This is a genomic window from Microbacterium suaedae, from assembly GCF_003254645.1.
GTDB classification, from domain to species: domain Bacteria; phylum Actinomycetota; class Actinomycetes; order Actinomycetales; family Microbacteriaceae; genus Microbacterium; species Microbacterium suaedae.
On record NZ_PNFD01000001.1, the window covers coordinates 650,073 to 666,772 of the forward strand.

A 16,700-nucleotide genomic window follows, 5' to 3' on the forward strand; every position below is an offset into this window, starting at 1 on the left:
TTCTCCTAGCGGATCTGGAAGCCGTCGGCGAGCTGCCCGCCCATGATGTATCGGCGGGTCAGCAGCAGGAGGACGACGGAGGGGATGGACAGCAGGAGCGCGAAGACGGCGGCGACCTGCTTGGGATAGTTCAGGACGAGCGAGTACATCTCGGTCGGCATGGTCATGAACGACGGCGCACCGACGAGGTACGTCCCCTGCGACTCGTCGAACGAGGCGAGGTAGGACATCACGGCGGCGACGAGGATCCCCGGCAGCGCCATCGGAAGCGTCACAGTGAGGAAGACACGCAGCCGTCCGGCGCCCGCGTCTCGCGCCGCCTCCTCGAGCGATCGAGGAACGGCGGAGAACGCGGCCGCGGGGATCCACGTCATGAACACGACCGTGCCGATGACGTGCACGATGATGATGCCGAGCGCGGTCTCCATGAGGCGCAGACCGTAGAACACCGTCGCCATCGAGACGAAGAGGCCCATCTTGGGGAAGGCGTTCGTCGCGAAGAGCCCGATGAGAAAGATCCGTCGTCCGGGAAACTCGAAGCGGGAGAACGCGTAGGCGGCGGGAAGGCAGACGACGGCCGACACCAAGACCGTGACGGGTGCGAAGAACAGGGAGTTCTGGATCGCGCTGAAAAGCCCCGGGTCCGAGAGCACGACTCGCCACCAGTCGAACGTGAGCCCGTCCGGCAGCAGCGACGGATACGTCCATTCCGTCGCGAACGCGTGCGCCGCGAGCCAGAGGAGGGGGCCGAGGATGAACCCGGCCACGACGATCACGAGCGCGGCGACGAGGACGCGGCCGCCGATGCGGCGCATGAGCAGCGGCATCAGACTCGCCCCTCCTTCGCGGCACTGCGGAAGTTCGCCCAGACGTAGAGCGCCGCGACGCCGGACGCGATGAGGAACACGATGACCGCGATCGCGGCCGCCTGCTGCGGCTGGTTGAACGACTGGAAGTACTTGCTGATGTCGACTCCGAGCTGCTGCGGCGCGTTCGGCCCCGTGAAGTAGGGCACGGTGAACTGGCCGAGCACGCCGATCGCCGTGAACGTCGCCGCGATCACGAGCGGGATCCCGGCGATCGGCACGAGCACATCCCGGATGACGGCCGCGGTCGATGCACCCGCATCGCGCGCCGCATCGATCAGCGCGTCAGGCACCGCCTGCATGCCGGAGGCCGCCATGAGAAGAGCGAACGGGAGGTTCACCCAGACGGAGGCGATGATCACACCAGTGAGCGTGAACCCGAGAACGGGCCCCTCTCCCCCGAACTGCGCGAAGACGCTGCGCACGAATCCATCTCCCGAGTAGAAGGTCAGGATCGCCCAGGAGGCGATCACGACCGGGATGAACAGGGGCACGACCCCGAGACCGGCCAGGAGACTCGCAGACCACCCGCCCCGCAACCGCAGAAGCACGGCGATCCCGATGGCGAGTGCGAGCGTCAGCGTGGTCGTGACGAGAGTGACGAAAACGGTCGCCACGAGGTCGCGGCCGAATCGGACGTCCGCGAACAGCTGTGCGTAGGCGTCGAACGTGACGAGCCCATCGGCCTCGTAGACGTTCTGTCCGATAGCCGCTGCCGTGCTGTTGAGCCCGCCCGTCATTCCGAAGCTGAAGCCGATCGACAGGATGACGGGCAGTCCCACGAAGAGCGCGATGAGGAGAGTGGGCGGCAATGCCATCGAGAAACCCACGGCCCGTCGACGGTGCTCCGCTCGGCGGGCGGCGGAGCGGGCGTGACGCGTGCTGGTCTCCCCTCGCGCCTCGCCCGCCGCCGCGGTCAGAACTGCGCCACTCACGGGACGCGCTGATCCCACTCGTTGGCCATATCGGCGGAGATCTCGCTGAAGTACCCGGGGCGCAGCGCGGACGGATCGGCGTCGACGAACCGATCGGCGACCTCGCTCGGCAGCGTGTCGAGCGACACGACGGGGTAGCCCGAGATCTGCTCGGCGATGATCTGCTGCCCCTCGTCGCTCAGCACGAAGTTTGCCAGATCGATCGCGGCCTCCGTGTTCGCGCTCGTCTTCGGGATCCCGAGATACGAGGCGCTCCCGTTGAAGCTCGGGTCGCTGATCTGGGTGTACGCGACCGTGTCGGGGATCATGCCGGTGGCCTGCCCCGTGATGAACTGGTCGCTCCAGACCGGAGCCATCGAGATCTCGCCGCTGGCGAGCAGCTCGAGCACCTGATTGTTCCCGTTCGGGTACACCCCGCCCTGGTAGACGAACTCCCCGAGCTCCACGAGCTTCTCGAAGCCCGGCTCCCACCCCGCCTCGAGCTCCTTCGCGTATCCGCTGCGCATCGCCTGCTGGTCCTCGGTCGAGAGATAGCTGTCGAGCACCGTCGTCACGAACGCGCCGCCCGATCCGCCGGTCGACGGCGAGTTGTACGCGAACTCGCCCGGATTCTCCTCGATCCACGCGAGAAGGTCGTCGAGGGTCTTCGGGGGATCGGCGATCTTCGCGGTGTCATAGGCGAGAAGGACGGACGACGCCCGATAGGGGATCCCGACGCCCTTGCCCGCTTCGATCGTTCCCTGGGGAACCGTCTCGAGCCCGCTGACCGAGGCAGCGTCGACGTCGAGCAGAGTGCCCGCTTCCGCGGCGCTCGACACGACGAAACCGGCATCGACGAGATCGTATCCCGGTGATTCGCCGGCCTCGGTCGCGGTCGTCAGCTTCGCCACCGTCTGCTGATCGTGTTCGCCGTGGAGGTCGATCGTGGTGCTGACCGACGTGCCGGGGTTCTCTTCCTCGTACGCGGGGATGATGCCCTTCTCCCACAGCGTCTCGATATTCGTGTCGCCGGAGATGAAGACCGTGAGGTTCGTGCCGTCCTCCGTCGAGGAGTCACCGGACGTGCCTGTGGCGGAGACGGGGCCGCACGCGGCCAGAGCGCCGACGGCGCAGAGACCGATCGCCGCGGTCGAGAGTGCGCGTTTGGTATTCACTGTGCACGTTTCCTTCTGTCGGGGAGCGGTGCGACGACCATCGCACCGTTTCGATGATCCGCACGACGGGTAGCCGAACGATGAACGCACAGCGAAGGAATATCGGTCGCAAGGAGAACGTATCGAAACGTTGTGATCACCCGATACGGTGTCACCGTGAGCAACAACGCACCAGCGGATCCCTTCACGGGGCGCGGACGCGCGGGACGCCCGACGATCGCCGATGTCGCGGAGCGCGCCGGCGTCTCGACATCGACCGCCTCCCTGGCGTTCCGCGGATCGGATCGCGTGCGCGACGGGACGCGGGAGCGCATCTTCGCCGCGGCGACCGCGCTGGGCTACGACGGCCCCCACCCCGTCGCGCGGTCCCTGCGCCAAGGGCGCAGCGGCATCGTCGGGATCGTCATCGCGGAGCGCGTCGGCCTCGCCTTCCAGAACCCTGTGGCGCTCGCGACGATGGACGGCCTCTCCGATCGCCTGGATGAACTCGGGTACGGACAGCTGCTCGTCCCCGGCAGGGCGCCGACGCGCGAGCGCCCCGAGGCCCTCGCCTCCCTCCCCGTCGATGCGGTCGTCTTCGCCACGCGCGGAGAGCAGTTCGACTCCCTTCTCGCGACAGTGCGCGCACGAGGCGTTCCGATGATCGGGATCGAGGGGCCGTTCGCAGACGATGTCGCCCTCGTCGAGATCGACGATCACAGCGGGATGACGCGTGTCGCGAAGCACGTTGCCGATCTCGGCCACTCTCGCGTCGGCGTCCTCATGCGCACGACCGACCTCGGATCCGCGCGCCCCCCGGGACCGATCGAGGAGATCGGCTCCGGCCTCGACGACATCGCGAATCGCACGATCCGCAGACGGCTCGCCGCTGTCGCGCAGGTCTTTCCGCAGGCCGTCCGCGTCGAGGCCGGCGGACGCGACGCCGCGGCGGGCGCCCAGGCGGCGCACGTCCTCCTCTCCCGCCCCGACCGGCCCACGGCGATCCTCGCGCAGAACGACATCCTCGCGGCCGGCGCCATCTCCGCGGCCAGGGATCTGGGGATCCGCGTTCCCGAAGAGCTCACCGTCACGGGCTTCGACGGCATCGACATCCCGTGGCTCGATCTGCCGCTCACGACCGTCCGACAGCCCCTCCGCGAGCGAGGTCGCGAGGCGGGCCGGCTCGTCGGTGATCTGCTCTCCGGCCGCGACCCAGGGCACGTCCTGCTGCCCGTCGAGTTCGTCCCCGGAGGCACCTCCGCCCCACCGTCCTGACCCCGATTCGAGCGTCCCTCGCCCGAAACGGCCGTATCATCGACATAATGGGGGCATGACCGCACCGCGCATCCTCGTAGTCGACGACGAGCCCAATATCCGCGACCTGCTCTCGCAGAGCCTGCGATTCGCCGGTTTCCAGGTGAGGACCGTCATCAACGGCGCACAGACGATCTCGGCCGTGCTCGAAGAGGAGCCCGATCTGATCGTGCTCGACGTCATGCTCCCCGACATGAACGGCTTCAGCGTCACCAAGCGCCTGCGTGACGCGGGATACACCGCACCGATCATCTTCCTCACCGCGAAAGACGAGACCGACGACAAGATCAAGGGCCTCAACGTCGGCGGAGACGACTACGTCACGAAGCCGTTCAGCCTCGACGAGATCGTCGCCCGCATCCAGGCGGTGCTGCGTCGCACGATGCAGTCCGAAGACGAGGAGTCGGTGATCCGCACGGGCGAGCTCACGATGGATCAGGACACGCACGACGTCTACGTCGGCGACACCGCGATCGATCTCAGCCCGACCGAGTTCAAGCTGCTTCGGTACCTCATGCTGAACCCGAACCGTGTGCTCTCGAAGGCCCAGATCCTCGATCACGTCTGGGAATACGACTTCAACGGCGACGCGGGCATCGTCGAGAGCTACATCTCGTACCTGCGCCGCAAGATCGATCCGCACGCGGCTGAGTCGCTCATCCAGACCAAGCGCGGCTTCGGCTACATGCTCAAGGTCGACAAGATCTGATCCACCCGCTCCCGAAGGGACGCACCGCCCTGGCCGCCCGCTCCGACGCCTTCACCCGCTGGTGGCGCCGCACGAGCCTGCGCGCCAAGATCACGGGTGTCACGGTCGGCGTCCTCGCGGCCGGGCTCATTTCGGCAGGACTCGGCGCGATGCCCGTCCTGCAGTCGATGCTGCGCGGCTATGTCGACACCTCTGTGCTGCAGCTCGTGGGCACCGACGTCTACGAGACCGTCTTCGATGTCATCGAGCATCCCGAGACCGGCGAGATCTCTCTCTCGCCAAAGTCGCCTGAGCCGCGCACAGAGTACGTCGTCGCCGTCTACGACGCGTCGGGCGAGCTCACCGATGTCGCAGGCGGCGCAGAGGGCGCCGGGCGCGATCCGCTCTTTCCCACCGAGCTCACGGTGCAGGATGCCTTCCTGAATCAGGACAGGCCGTTCACGCTCGAGGCTCTCACGGGCTCGGAGTACCGCGCGGCCGTCATGCCCATCCAGGTGAGCGGATCCGAGTCGAGCACTCTTTACGCCCAGCTCGTCGCGATGCCGCTGAACGACGTCGACTCATTCGTCACGACGTACATCGGCGTGTTCACCACGATGACCGTACTCACGCTCATCGTCGGCGCCCTCGGCACTCGCTGGCTCGTCACGCTCGCGTTCCGCCGGCTCGGACAGGTCGAGTCCACCGCTATGAGCATCGCCGACGGCGACTTTGCGCAGCGCATGACCGATATCGAGCCGACGACCGAGGTCGGACGCCTCAAGATCGCGATCAACACGATGCTCGACCGCCTCGACGAATCGTTCGCGGAGCGCGACGCGACTGTCGAGAAGATGCGACGCTTCATCGGCGACGCGAGCCACGAGCTGCGCACGCCCCTCGTGAGCGTCCGCGGATACGCCGAGCTGTACCGGATGGGCGCCATGCAGACGCCCGAGGATACTGCTCGGGCGATGGAGCGCATCGAGAAGGAAGCGCAGCGCATGACCTCCCTCGTCGAGGACCTTCTCTCGCTGGCCCGGCTCGACGAACGGCGCGAGCTCGAGATCGTCGACGTCGATCTGCGTCGGATCGCCCACGATGCCGCGCTCGACGTCCGCGCCGCGGACCCGACGCGTCAGGTTGCCGTCAATGACACGACGTTCGAAGCCCTCACGGGCCCGATCACGATCCTGTCCGAGGGAGCGCGCGACCAGATCGAACCGTCCGGCTCCGACAGGGCTCCCACTGAGGAGCCGCCCGCGCCACGTGAGGACCCCGCGCCGCCGACGGGGATCCTCGGCGCCCTCACCGCTGGGTCGGCCGCTTTCACACGCGCCCAGCAGTCCACGCGCGGATTCTGGCGACGCCGTTCCGCGCAGGACACGGCGTCGAACGACGACGGTGGCGACGCGATCGCCCCCCTCGACTTCTCGGAGCCCGAGGAAGGCAAGCCCGTCGACGTGCCTCCCATCGTTCGCGGTGCGGAGGAGAAGATCCAGCAGGTCGTCGCCAATCTTCTCGGCAACGCTCGCCGCTACAGTTCCCCCGACTCCCCCATCGAGATCGAGGTCGGCGTCGACGTCGACACCGATATGGGATGGATCTCGGTCGTTGACCACGGGGAGGGGATCCCCGCGGAGATCCGCGAAAAGATCTTCGAGAGGTTCTGGCGGGCCGACACGTCGCGCACCCGCGAGACGGGCGGGAGCGGTCTCGGCCTCGCGATCGTCGCGTCGATCGTCGAACGGCTCGACGGATCAGTGGCGGTGTTCGAGACGCCCGGCGGTGGATCGACCTTCCAGGTGGCCTTCCCTCTCGCGAAGTCGACAGGCTGACCGCGCCGCGACCGGGTCAGCGTGTCCACAGGCACCGATCTCACGGAGTTATCTGACGATCCCGGTTGCCAGGACCGGCGAGGGCCTTCCCCGTTCCCTAGCGTGGCCTCACCTACGCGAAAGGAATCCAGATGGCACAGTTCACCGTCGACAGCGAATCACTCATCAGCACGAAGGCCGAGGTGCAGGCGGGCTCCGAGCGCCTGCGCAGCGAGGTCACCTTCATCATGGGCCGCGTGCAGCAGCTCGAAGCCGCTTGGCAGGGCAGCGCCTCGCAGGCGTTTCAGGGCATCGCGGCCGAGTGGCAGATGCTTCACCTGCAGGTCGAGGAGTCTCTGCAGAATCTCGCACATCGCCTCGAGATAGCGGGCGCCGGCTATCAGCAGGTCGAAGCGGACGTTGCGAACATGTTCCGCTGATGCACGAAGCGGCCCCTCCTCCGCACGGGAGAAGGGGCCGCTTCGTTCAGGCGTCAGCCGGAGTGGATCAGAAGTCCATTCCGCCGGCCTCGGGACCCGCGGGGGCCGCACCGGCCGGCTCGGGCTTCTCGGCAACGACGGCCTCGGTCGTGAGGAACAGACCGGCGATCGACGCAGCGTTCTGCAGAGCCGAACGCGTCACCTTGGCCGGGTCGATGATGCCGGCGGCCAGCATGTCGACGTACTCACCCGTGGCGGCGTTGAGGCCCTGGCCCGCGGGGAGCTCGGCGACCTTGGCCGAGACGACGCCGGGCTCGAGGCCAGCGTTGAGCGCGATCTGCTTGAGCGGTGCCTCGATGCCGACGCGCACGATACGCGCACCGGTCGCCTCGTCGCCCGTCAGCTCGAGCTTCTCGAACGCGGTCGCGCCAGCCTGGATGAGGGCCACGCCACCACCGGGGACAATGCCCTCCTCGACGGCCGCCTTCGCGTTGCGCACGGCGTCCTCGATGCGGTGCTTGCGCTCCTTGAGCTCGACCTCCGTCGCCGCACCGGCCTTGATGACCGCCACGCCGCCGGCGAGCTTCGCGAGGCGCTCCTGGAGCTTCTCGCGGTCGTAGTCGCTGTCGGTTGCGTCGATCTCGCGGCGGATCTGGGTCACGCGACCCTCGATCTGCTCGGCCTCACCGGCACCCTCGACGATCGTCGTCTCGTCCTTCGTGACGATGACCTTGCGCGCACGGCCGAGCAGGTCGAGATCGGTGTTCTCGAGCTTGAGGCCGACCTCTTCCGTGATGACCTGGCCACCCGTGAGGATCGCGATGTCCTGCAGCTGGGCCTTGCGGCGGTCACCGAAGCCGGGCGCCTTGATGGCGACGGCCTTGAAGATGCCACGGATCTTGTTGAGCACGAGCGTCGCGAGAGCCTCGCCCTCGACGTCCTCGGCGATGATGACGAGCTCCTTGCCCGCCTGCATGACCTTCTCGACGACCGGGAGCAGATCCTTGATGTTCGAGATCTTCTGGTTCGCGAGGAGGATGTACGGGTCTTCGAAGACCGCCTCCTGGCGGTCGGCGTCCGTGACGAAGTACGGGTTGAGGTAGCCCTTGTCGAAGCGCATACCCTCGGTGAGCTCGAGCTCGGTGCCGAAGGCCTGAGCCTCCTCGACCGTGACGACGCCCTCCTTGCCGACCTTGTCGATGGCCTCGGCGATGAGCTCGCCGATCTCAGTGTCGGCGGCCGAGATCGACGCCGTGGCGGCGATCTGGTCCTTCGTCTCGATCTCCTTGGAGTTCACGAGGAGCTCGGCCGTGACGGCCGCAACGGCCTTCTCGATGCCGCGCTTCAGGCCGACCGGGTCGGCACCCGCCGCGACGTTGCGGAGGCCCTCGCGGACCAGCGCCTGGGCGAGGACCGTGGCGGTCGTCGTGCCGTCACCGGCGACGTCGTCGGTCTTCTTGGCGACCTCCTTGACGAGCTCCGCGCCGATCTTCTCGTACGGGTCGTCGAGTTCGATCTCCTTGGCGATCGACACACCGTCGTTCGTGATGGTGGGAGCGCCCCACTTCTTCTCAAGCACGACGTTGCGGCCACGCGGGCCGAGCGTCACCTTGACGGCGTCGGCCAGCTGGTTGAGGCCGCGCTCGAGGCCGCGGCGGGCCTCCTCGTCGAAAGCGATCATCTTTGCCATGTGTTGTCGTCCCTCCCGGACGTAGGCGTGTGGTCATTAGCACTCAATCATGCTGAGTGCTAACAGCATTCTGGCACTCGCCCCCGGCGAGTGCAAACCCCTTGCGTGCGGAGTGCCGTTAGGAGGCGTCGACGCGATCGAGCCCGACCACGACCGTCAGACCGCCGCCGCTCACCTCCGCGAACTCGGCGTTCTGCTCGACCCGTTCGATCCCCAGCTCGGCCGCGAGCCCTCGCGCAGCCGCCGCGTCACCCTCGTCGATGTAGACCACGGTCGACTCCTCGACGTCGGCGCGATCGGCGTCCAGCACGGCGACCGACTCCTCCGGCCACCCCGCCCCCGTCACGGCTTCGCTCACGGCCTCGGCCGCCGCCCCGTCGGGGGTGCCGTTGAGAACGAGCACGACGTAGTCGGTGTCGACGACCGCTTCCTCCTCGACCGACTGCTGCGACGAGCTCGCGGGAGTCGGCAGGTCCAGCGCGTTCGTGTTCGACAGGGCGAGGAATGCAAGGATCCCCGCCCCCGTCAGAACCGCGACGGACAGGAGCCACCACAGCAAGACAACGAGCCAACGCAGTCGCGGCCGCGGCGCCCTGTGGGCGCCTACGCGCGCAGAGTCGTTCGGGATCTCGTCGAAACGGTCGCGCGGGAAGGTGTGCTGCGGCATTCGGCTCATCGTAGTGGGCGCGGTTATCCGAGCAGCCGCGCGCGGCGCGCGCTGCGGGCCTCGCGGAGTCTCCGCAGCCGCCCGATCAGCAGGGGCGCATGCGCCTGCGCGGCCGGTTCATCGACGAGACGAGCGAGAAGCTGGTAGTAACGCGCGGGCTCCAGCACGAGACGCGCCCGCATCGCTTCCTCCTTCTCGCCCGTGTGCTTCGGCCACTCGGATTCGAAGGACAGGATCGCGCGCGACAGATCGTCGAGGACGACCGTCTCGGAGTCGGCTCGGGAGCCCTCGACGTGCACGTTCGACATGCCACGAGAGTAAGCCTCGCGCGCTGGACGGCGGCCGAGACATGCCGTTGTCGTGCCACGTTGACGCAGTCCGGCACCAGCGCTATCGACGGGCGGGCGCTGCCACGGATTCGCGCACGACGACCGGACACGGCAGCAGGCACGACATCGCCGGTTCGTCGCCCGGCGAACCTGCGCGGATGCGCGCCGTCAGCGTCGCTACCGCCCACTCGCCCATCTCGTAGTGCGGCAGCGCGACCGTGGTCAGGGTCGGGTGCATGCTCGTGGGCAATGGATCCTGATCGTCGAATCCGACGACCGATACGTCCTCGGGAATCCTCAGACCACGCTCGGCCGCCGCCCGGTACGCACCCATCGCCATGCGGTCATCGAAGCAGAACAGCGCCGTCGGCGGGTCGTGCTGATCGAGTAGCTGTGCGGCAGCCCGATATCCACCGGCGGCGTCCGGCGTCCCCGCGACGATGCGCGCGTCCGGTGAGAACCCCACGGCCTCCATGCCGTCGCGATAGCCGCGCACGCGACCGCGCGTCGCGGGGATGTCCTCGGCACTGTCGATGAAGGCGATGCTGCGATGTCCGTACTCGACAAGCATGCCCACGACGTCCGCGGCCCCCGTCCGCTCGTCTGGCAGGACTGACGGGAGTCGCTCGTCCCGATCACGCGCGCCGATCAGCACCGCGGGGATGCCCTGCAGCGCCGGCGGCACGACGACCTCGTCGTGATAGACCGTGGCGTAGACGATGCCGTCGACCTGACGATCGAGGAACGCGTGAACTGAGCGAGGCGGGACGGTCGGCTCACGCTGGAGATCCGAGTTGATGATGGCGAGAGCGAGACCGTCCGCGTCAGCGCGCTTCTGCGCACCGAGGATGATCCGCCCTGCGTGCGGGGTGGCGGCGATCTCCTCGGCGACGAGGCCGATCATCTCGGAGGCGTGCGTGCGGAGACCGCGTGCGAGTCGGTTCGGTCGATAGCCGAGCTCCTCGGCAGCCGCTCGCACACGGTCAACCGTCTCCTCCTTGACCCGCGTATGGGGGGTCTCGTTGAGGACGTGCGAGACCGTCGTAACGGACACCCCTGCGTGCTTCGCCACGTCGCGGATCCCGGCTTTGCTCCGAGCCACTTGATTCCCCATCTCTGTCTTCCCTCGTCATTGTTATCAGAGCGCGACGGCCGGCGTCGGGCGGACCGCATTCGCCGCGCGGTCGCCGACAACCTGCGCATCGGTGCCGGAGTCGAGGACCGTGTTTCGCGTCGCCGCCGCATCGACCTTCACGGCGACGACGTGAAGGTCGCGCGCGTCGCGCGCCGCTAGAAGTGCCCCCACCTGCGCCTCGAAGCACGAATCTCCGGCCGACGCGCTGACATCCCGCGCCACAATGTGATTGGCCGACAGATGATTGTCACTGCCGTCGACAAGCCGGATGATGACGGGAGGCTCACCGGCGGGCCGGACGCGCCGCGCGTCGACGATCTCGGAGAAGTGATTGCCGACCACGGAGTTGCCGCTGCCGATGATTCGGAGCAGGCCGTACGTGTCATCGCGACCGTTGTCGACGCCGAGGAACGGAGTCCACGGCTCATGGTCGCGCAGGAGGTGGTTCGACGCGACGAGGTTCTCCGAGCTGTTCCCCGACAAGACGACGGTCCCCGGATAGAACGAGTGCAGGCGATTGCCCGTCACGTTCGAGCGCACGACGCCGTCGAGGTGGACGCAGCTCGCCCCTCGCGGAAACACGTTGTTCGAGGCGATCAGCAGCCCGCCGTGGTTCTCGGCGTAGATGGACGACCCGAACGGGCCGGCTCCGATCAGGTTGTCGGTGACCTTCGACGCCTGCCCCCAGCCGAGCAGCTCGATGCAGCTGCCGCATTCGGCGATGAAGTTGTCATGGACCGACAGGGCATCGGCTCGGTGGATCGTGAGCGCGTGCTCGAGATAGACAAACCCCATCCCCGTGATCCGGAACGAGTCGTTCGCGTCCTCGACGCAGACGCCGGTCTTCCCGTTGACGTACGAGTTCTCGGGCGCGCCACCCCCCTCACCGGTGAATCGCATCCCGTCGATGCAGAAGTCGACGAACTCGACCGAGCTGATCCGCGGGCTGCCCTCCCGTGCCACGCGGAATGCCGCCCCGTCGGCCGGGTCATCACCGGGCGGGAGGTCAACGAGGACGCGACTTCCCCCGGGCCACAGCTCGTGTAGTCCGGGAAGCTCATCCTCCGGCACGTTGAAGCGGATGCTCGACGAGCTGAACCCGTGGCCTGCCCCCTGGATTCTGAGGAAGCTGATATCGACGAGGACCTGCGTGCGCAGCCGGTAGTCCCCGGGCGGGATCTCGATGACGGCGCCCGGCTTCCCACCGTCGTTGACATCGGCCTGGTTCTGGCGTGCCTTGACGTCGGCGATGATGCTGTTGATGACCTCACCGATGTCGTCATGCGGGTCGCCGTGCGGCCACGTCGTCACGTCGTATCGATTGCTGCTGCGGGTCATGGTTCTCCGTTCGCGTGGCACGTGCTCAGCCCTTCACAGCGCCGAGGGTGAGGCCGGCGACGATGTGCCTCTGCAGGAAGAGCGTGAGGAGAATGACGGGGATCGAGTAGAGGGCCGCCAACGCGGTCATCCCGCCCCAGTCAAGCCCGAACTGACTCTGGAAATTCGCGATGACCACGGGAGTCGTCTGCGCTCGTACGGACGTCAACAAAAGGGCGAAGAGGAACTCGTTCCAGCTTGCGAGGAAGGCGAAGATCGCCGTCACGGACAGCCCGCCGCTCACGACCGGAAGGACGACGCTCCACAACGCGCGCAGTCGCCCGGCCCCGTCGATCTTCGCGGCCTCGTCGAGCTCGTCGGGGACCGCCTCGAAAAAGCTCGTCATGAGCCAGATCGACAGGGGCAGTGACACCGTGGTGTGTGCGATCGCGAGCCCGAACGACGTGTCTGTGAGCCCCAACGCGCGCATCACTTCGATGAGCGGCGCACCCACCGCGATGAGCGGCACCATGCGAGTGACGAGGGCGGCGATGACGAACACTCGTCCACTCGGAGTGCGAAATCGCGTGATCGCGTAGGCGGCCGGCACAGCGAGCACGAGGGAGAGACCCGTGGAGACCACCGCCGTGACGACGCTGTTCACGAGAGACGCGATCACCCCGTCGCGGCTCAGGGCCGCGACGTAGTTCTCCAGTGTCCACGGGTCCGGGAGGATCGTGGGCGGCACGGCGATGGTGTCGAGCGGCGTCTTGAACGACGTCATCAACAAGTAAACGAACGGGAAGCCGTACAGGACGACGACAGCGGCGAGGATCAGCCAGAGGAGGATCCGGCTCCGACCCCGGGTTTCGAGAGGATTCATCGTGCTGTGCTCCCTGGTCGCCAGATCGTGAGGATCGCGACGATCGCCACGGCGAGCATCGCGATCAGGTAGACGGTGCCCATGGCGCTGGCGAGCCCTGGGTCGCCGAACCGGGTCATGGTGCGGTAGACGAGCAGGCTGAGCGTCGTTGTCGACTCCTGAGGCCCGCCATCCGTCTGGATGAGGATGATGTCGAAGGCCCGCGCCGCATCAATGCCGCGGACGATGAGGGCAACCGCGATGACGGGGCGCAGCAGCGGCAGGATCACGCTGACGAGCATCCGCGGGTATCGCGCACCGTCGAGTCGCGCGGCCTCGATGACGTCGCCCGGGATGTTCTGCAGCCCCGCGAACAGCACGAGCGTGATGAATGAGGTCGTGAGCCAGATGTCCGGAATCGCCACCGCGAAAAGGGCGATGTCGGGGTCGCTGAGCCACGGGATCTGCCCGCTGGACGACAGCACGCCGAGCCGCACGAGCAGCTCGTTGACGATGCCGAAGTTGTCGATCAGCAGGAAGCGCCACAGCAGCCCGGCGACGACGGGGGCGATCATCAGCGGGTACATGAACAGCGTCCGGAACACCGACGACCGCTGCCCCAGCGCCGCGAAGAGCAGCGCGACCGCGAGGCCGAAGGAGAACTCGCAGAATACGACGATGGCCGTGTATGCGATCGTGCGGATCGAGGCGTTCTGGAAGGACTCCGACGCGAACGCGCGCACATAGTTGTCGAATCCGACGAACGTGCGTTCTCCTCCCGCGAACGGGGAGATCTCGAAGAAACTGTCGGCGATGAACTTCCCCAGCGGAACCAGGACGAACACCAGCAGGAATACCGCAGCGGGAACCATCAGCAGCAGGGCGAACCGAGCGTCGGTCAGCGTATGGCGCCGGCGCGGCGCGCGGGCGTACGGCCTCAGCGGGGGCGCGGTTCGCGCGACGCTGCGTATCGTCGTCGTCTCCATCTCCTCGCGCCCTATCGGACGATGTCTTCGATCTGCGTCTCGGCGTCGGACAGCAGCGCGGCCGTGTCCGCTCCGGGCTCGACAGCTTTCTGCACGAGCGGGATGAGGACGCTGTCTGTAATCTCCTGCCAGCTCTCCGACTGCGGGCGTGGCAGCGACTGCGGCGCCTCGAGCGTCTCGAGCAGCGCACCGTAGTTCTCGAATCCCTCCTCACCAGCGCGCGCTTCGAACGCGCTCTTGCGGGCAACGAGGCCGAGCGAGGTGTCGGCCGAGAGCGCGTTGTGCTCGATGGCGTACGCGATGAAGTCGGACGCGGCCTCCTGCTGGTCGCCTGCGGACGGCGCCGCGAGATACCACGCACCCGGGACCGCCCCGACCCCACCGGCCCCGGAGATCATCGGTGCGACGCCGATCGAGTCCGCGACCGGGGAGTCGGCTGGAGTCTGTCGGTAGGCATGTCCCCAGAACCGCATCATTGCAAGCTCGCCCTGGTAGAACAGATTCTGTGCGCCGGCCCAGTCCAGCTGGGATGCCCCGGCTGGCGCGAAGTCGAGCAGGCTCACGTAGAAGTCGAGAGCGTCGCGGTGCTCCTCGCTGGCGATGGTCGCCTCGCCGGATTCCGCGTCGAGCACCATCTGGTCCGCGCCGGCCTGCGACACGGTCGCCAACCACTCCGTCTCGACCGCACCCTTGACGTCAGTGCCGTAGAGGTCGACGGATCCGTCACCATCGGTGTCGCGCGTGAAGAACTCCGCCGCGTCGCGGTACTCCTCCCACGTCGTCGGCGGGGCGAGGGCATAGCCGTACTCGGCCGCGAAGTCTTCCTGGTTCTGCGGATCCTCGAAGAGGTCGGTGCGATAGAACAGCACCTCGGCGTTCGTCCACACGGGCATGCCCACGAATCGTCCCTCGACCTGGGCCTCGGCCAGCAGGCCGTCGAATAGGTCGGCCTGCAGCTCGGGCGTGAAGAGGTCATCGAGCGGGGCGAGCGCGTCGGCGAAGGCGGGAAGCCAGATCGCATCGAGCGCCGCCACGTCGAACGACGGTGTCCCTGCCTGGAGCTCCGAGGAGACCCGGTCATAGAGGCCGTCGTACGGCAGCTCAACGAACGTCACACTCGTGCCGGTCTCTTCCTCGTACTGCGTCGCAATCGGCTCGAGCTCGGCCTTGCCGCCACCCTCGACCACGACCGTGATCCCCTCGGCGTCGCCGCCGCCTGCGGGGTCGCCTCCCACTCCGCATCCGGTGAGCGCGAGCCCAGCGGCAGCCGCGCCCGCGGCGAACACGAACCTCCGGCGCGACCCTCGCGTCGTCCTGTGAAGCATCATTACTTCGTCCCCAATCTCCGTCGATCCGGTTACGTTGCCAATACGTTTTGGCAAAACGTCTTGGCAGAAGTATGACCGAAGTGCACTTTCCCGTCAAGACACGAAATCGTCGCAGACAGGATGGCGACTCGACTACGCGTTGGGGCGGCCCTCCGGCACGGCATGGGCCCAGCCGCCGAGCGGGTCGACGGCGGCGAGCGGGCGGCTGTCGAGGGCGAGGACGAAGCCGTCCCACCTGTCCGCCGCGATCGGCGGATCCCACGCGTCATGCAGGGCAGGGCTGTCGATCGTGATCCACCGGGCGGGAAGGCGGCGGATCTCGTCGATCAGCCACGTGCGCGCCGCCCGCGGAACGTGGGGAAGGACGCCCGGCGTCGTGATCACGACCGTCGCGTCCTCCGGTGCCCGCGCAACGAGGTCCGCGAGAACGCCGGGCTCAGCCGCATCGCCGGCGACGAGCAGCGGCGGATCCGCTGCCACGACGTCGAGCGCCGCGCCGATCCGCTGCTCGCGCTGGGTCTCGCCTGGCCACACCAGTCCCGCGATCCACGCGCGGTCGTCGGGATCCCGCGCGTCCCGCGGCTGCACGTCGATTCCCGCCCGCCAGGCGATGTCCGGAAGCCGCTCCGGCGCGCGGATCCCTCCCCGCATCTCGCAGTCGAGACGTACGGGCCCGCTCCCCCGCGCCGCTTCGCCGTCCTCGCCGCGGAATCGGTACGCGTAGCGATCGGGGTATAGGCAGAGACCTGCCGATGCGCCGATCTCGATCAGCGCGATGGGGCCGCGCACGCGCTCAAGCGCGAGGACGAGCGGGGCACAGCGCAGCGGCTCGTTCGTCTGGGTTGTCCGGGCCGCACATTCGGCGACAACCCGATCCGCGTTCTCGCGCACGAAGCGCGCCCATTCCGCGTAGCCCGCGAGGGGTGCGCCGAGCATGCGCGTGACCGCGAAGACGACGGGAGGCTGACGATGAGGAGACGGCAACGGAGCGAGGATCCGCGCGATCGAATCGTCGTCCGCGACGCCGGCCGCCCACTCCGCGTACAGCTCGCTGCGGCCGGGCGCTTCCTCCCGCGCAAATCGTTCGTATCGCGCACGGACGTCGTCGAGATCCATCGTCCCAGTCTCGCGCACCCGGGCGGCGCAGACGCAGCTCCCTCCGCACGGATCGCCCGCTTCTTCGCGCCCGGGCC

Annotated in this window: 16 protein-coding genes; 4 read left to right on the forward strand and 12 right to left on the reverse strand. The window is 67.7% G+C overall.

Features of this window, described 5'->3' with window-relative positions:
* Window positions 1-5: 5 nt before the first annotated feature.
* The 3 genes from C0012_RS02935 to C0012_RS02945 form a co-directional block, all read right to left on the reverse strand.
* Entirely contained in the window at window positions 6-827 is an 822-nt protein-coding gene (locus C0012_RS02935; protein WP_110588275.1) for an ABC transporter permease, read from the reverse strand.
* On the reverse strand, window positions 827-1,684 hold the full coding sequence (locus C0012_RS02940; RefSeq protein WP_110588274.1) for an ABC transporter permease: 858 nt from the start codon (window positions 1,682-1,684) through the stop codon (window positions 827-829). The genes C0012_RS02935 and C0012_RS02940 overlap by 1 nt, the downstream gene beginning before the upstream one ends.
* A 113-nt stretch (window positions 1,685-1,797) precedes the next feature.
* A complete protein-coding gene (locus tag C0012_RS02945) occupies window positions 1,798-2,955 on the reverse strand; it encodes an extracellular solute-binding protein (protein ID WP_232527754.1) in 1,158 nt (385 codons plus the stop codon).
* A gap of 156 nt (window positions 2,956-3,111) precedes the next feature.
* Between C0012_RS02945 and C0012_RS02950 the strand changes: the two genes are divergently transcribed.
* The 4 genes from C0012_RS02950 to C0012_RS02965 all read left to right on the forward strand — a co-directional run bounded on the left by C0012_RS02950 (window position 3,112) and on the right by C0012_RS02965 (window position 7,193).
* A complete protein-coding gene (locus tag C0012_RS02950; RefSeq protein ID WP_110588791.1) occupies window positions 3,112-4,209 on the forward strand; it encodes a LacI family DNA-binding transcriptional regulator in 1,098 nt (365 codons plus the stop codon).
* Window positions 4,210-4,264: 55 nt separating this feature from the next.
* On the forward strand, window positions 4,265-4,957 hold the full coding sequence (locus C0012_RS02955; protein ID WP_110588273.1) for a response regulator transcription factor: 693 nt from the start codon (window positions 4,265-4,267) through the stop codon (window positions 4,955-4,957).
* Between the two features lie 149 nt (window positions 4,958-5,106).
* Window positions 5,107-6,774 (forward strand): HAMP domain-containing sensor histidine kinase, encoded by a 1,668-nt coding sequence (locus tag C0012_RS02960; RefSeq protein WP_110588272.1) that lies wholly within the window; start codon window positions 5,107-5,109, stop codon window positions 6,772-6,774.
* Window positions 6,775-6,905: 131 nt separating this feature from the next.
* Window positions 6,906-7,193, forward strand: a complete 288-nt coding sequence (locus C0012_RS02965; RefSeq protein ID WP_110588271.1) for a WXG100 family type VII secretion target — start codon at window positions 6,906-6,908, stop codon at window positions 7,191-7,193.
* A gap of 67 nt (window positions 7,194-7,260) precedes the next feature.
* Here C0012_RS02965 and groL read toward each other — a convergent pair whose 3' ends face one another.
* The 9 genes from groL to C0012_RS03010 form a co-directional block, all read right to left on the reverse strand.
* Complete coding sequence (groL, locus tag C0012_RS02970; protein ID WP_110588270.1) at window positions 7,261-8,883, reverse strand: chaperonin GroEL; 1,623 nt, start codon at window positions 8,881-8,883, stop codon at window positions 7,261-7,263.
* Between the two features lie 118 nt (window positions 8,884-9,001).
* Window positions 9,002-9,550 (reverse strand): LytR C-terminal domain-containing protein, encoded by a 549-nt coding sequence (locus tag C0012_RS02975; RefSeq protein WP_162621789.1) that lies wholly within the window; start codon window positions 9,548-9,550, stop codon window positions 9,002-9,004.
* 23 nt (window positions 9,551-9,573) lie between these two features.
* Window positions 9,574-9,858 (reverse strand): DUF3263 domain-containing protein, encoded by a 285-nt coding sequence (locus tag C0012_RS02980; RefSeq protein WP_110588268.1) that lies wholly within the window; start codon window positions 9,856-9,858, stop codon window positions 9,574-9,576.
* A gap of 82 nt (window positions 9,859-9,940) precedes the next feature.
* Window positions 9,941-10,951, reverse strand: coding sequence for a LacI family DNA-binding transcriptional regulator (locus C0012_RS02985; protein WP_232527755.1), 1,011 nt, complete (start codon window positions 10,949-10,951; stop codon window positions 9,941-9,943).
* 66 nt (window positions 10,952-11,017) lie between these two features.
* On the reverse strand, window positions 11,018-12,352 hold the full coding sequence (locus C0012_RS02990) for a NosD domain-containing protein (RefSeq protein WP_110588266.1): 1,335 nt from the start codon (window positions 12,350-12,352) through the stop codon (window positions 11,018-11,020).
* 25 nt (window positions 12,353-12,377) lie between these two features.
* The gene (locus C0012_RS02995) at window positions 12,378-13,214 is read right to left on the reverse strand and encodes a carbohydrate ABC transporter permease (RefSeq protein ID WP_110588265.1); all 837 of its coding nucleotides are present in this window, start codon (window positions 13,212-13,214) and stop codon (window positions 12,378-12,380) included.
* Window positions 13,211-14,065 (reverse strand): carbohydrate ABC transporter permease, encoded by an 855-nt coding sequence (locus tag C0012_RS03000; RefSeq protein ID WP_162621829.1) that lies wholly within the window; start codon window positions 14,063-14,065, stop codon window positions 13,211-13,213. The genes C0012_RS02995 and C0012_RS03000 overlap by 4 nt, the downstream gene beginning before the upstream one ends.
* Before the next feature lie 125 nt (window positions 14,066-14,190).
* A complete protein-coding gene (locus C0012_RS03005) occupies window positions 14,191-15,507 on the reverse strand; it encodes an extracellular solute-binding protein (RefSeq protein WP_232527756.1) in 1,317 nt (438 codons plus the stop codon).
* A gap of 132 nt (window positions 15,508-15,639) precedes the next feature.
* A complete protein-coding gene (locus tag C0012_RS03010; RefSeq protein WP_110588263.1) occupies window positions 15,640-16,623 on the reverse strand; it encodes a DUF2332 domain-containing protein in 984 nt (327 codons plus the stop codon).
* Between the last annotated feature and the right edge of the window lie 77 nt (window positions 16,624-16,700).

What these genes read in the sequence shown, in the direction of transcription:
- groL (WP_110588270.1), bottom strand. Translation starts at nt 8,883, where the DNA reads ATGGCAAAGATGATCGCTTTCGACGAGGAGGCCCGCCGCGGCCTCGAG.
- C0012_RS03000 (WP_162621829.1), bottom strand. Translation starts at nt 14,065, where the DNA reads ATGGTTCCCGCTGCGGTATTCCTGCTGGTGTTCGTCCTGGTTCCGCTG.
- C0012_RS02965 (WP_110588271.1), top strand. Translation starts at nt 6,906, where the DNA reads ATGGCACAGTTCACCGTCGACAGCGAATCACTCATCAGCACGAAGGCC.
- C0012_RS02975 (WP_162621789.1), bottom strand. Translation starts at nt 9,550, where the DNA reads ATGCCGCAGCACACCTTCCCGCGCGACCGTTTCGACGAGATCCCGAAC.
- C0012_RS02955 (WP_110588273.1), top strand. Translation starts at nt 4,265, where the DNA reads ATGACCGCACCGCGCATCCTCGTAGTCGACGACGAGCCCAATATCCGC.
- C0012_RS02990 (WP_110588266.1), bottom strand. Translation starts at nt 12,352, where the DNA reads ATGACCCGCAGCAGCAATCGATACGACGTGACGACGTGGCCGCACGGC.
- C0012_RS03005 (WP_232527756.1), bottom strand. Translation starts at nt 15,507, where the DNA reads ATGATGCTTCACAGGACGACGCGAGGGTCGCGCCGGAGGTTCGTGTTC.
- C0012_RS02995 (WP_110588265.1), bottom strand. Translation starts at nt 13,214, where the DNA reads ATGAATCCTCTCGAAACCCGGGGTCGGAGCCGGATCCTCCTCTGGCTG.
- C0012_RS03010 (WP_110588263.1), bottom strand. Translation starts at nt 16,623, where the DNA reads ATGGATCTCGACGACGTCCGTGCGCGATACGAACGATTTGCGCGGGAG.
- C0012_RS02980 (WP_110588268.1), bottom strand. Translation starts at nt 9,858, where the DNA reads ATGTCGAACGTGCACGTCGAGGGCTCCCGAGCCGACTCCGAGACGGTC.
- C0012_RS02940 (WP_110588274.1), bottom strand. Translation starts at nt 1,684, where the DNA reads ATGGCATTGCCGCCCACTCTCCTCATCGCGCTCTTCGTGGGACTGCCC.
- C0012_RS02935 (WP_110588275.1), bottom strand. Translation starts at nt 827, where the DNA reads ATGCCGCTGCTCATGCGCCGCATCGGCGGCCGCGTCCTCGTCGCCGCG.
- C0012_RS02960 (WP_110588272.1), top strand. Translation starts at nt 5,107, where the DNA reads ATGCCCGTCCTGCAGTCGATGCTGCGCGGCTATGTCGACACCTCTGTG.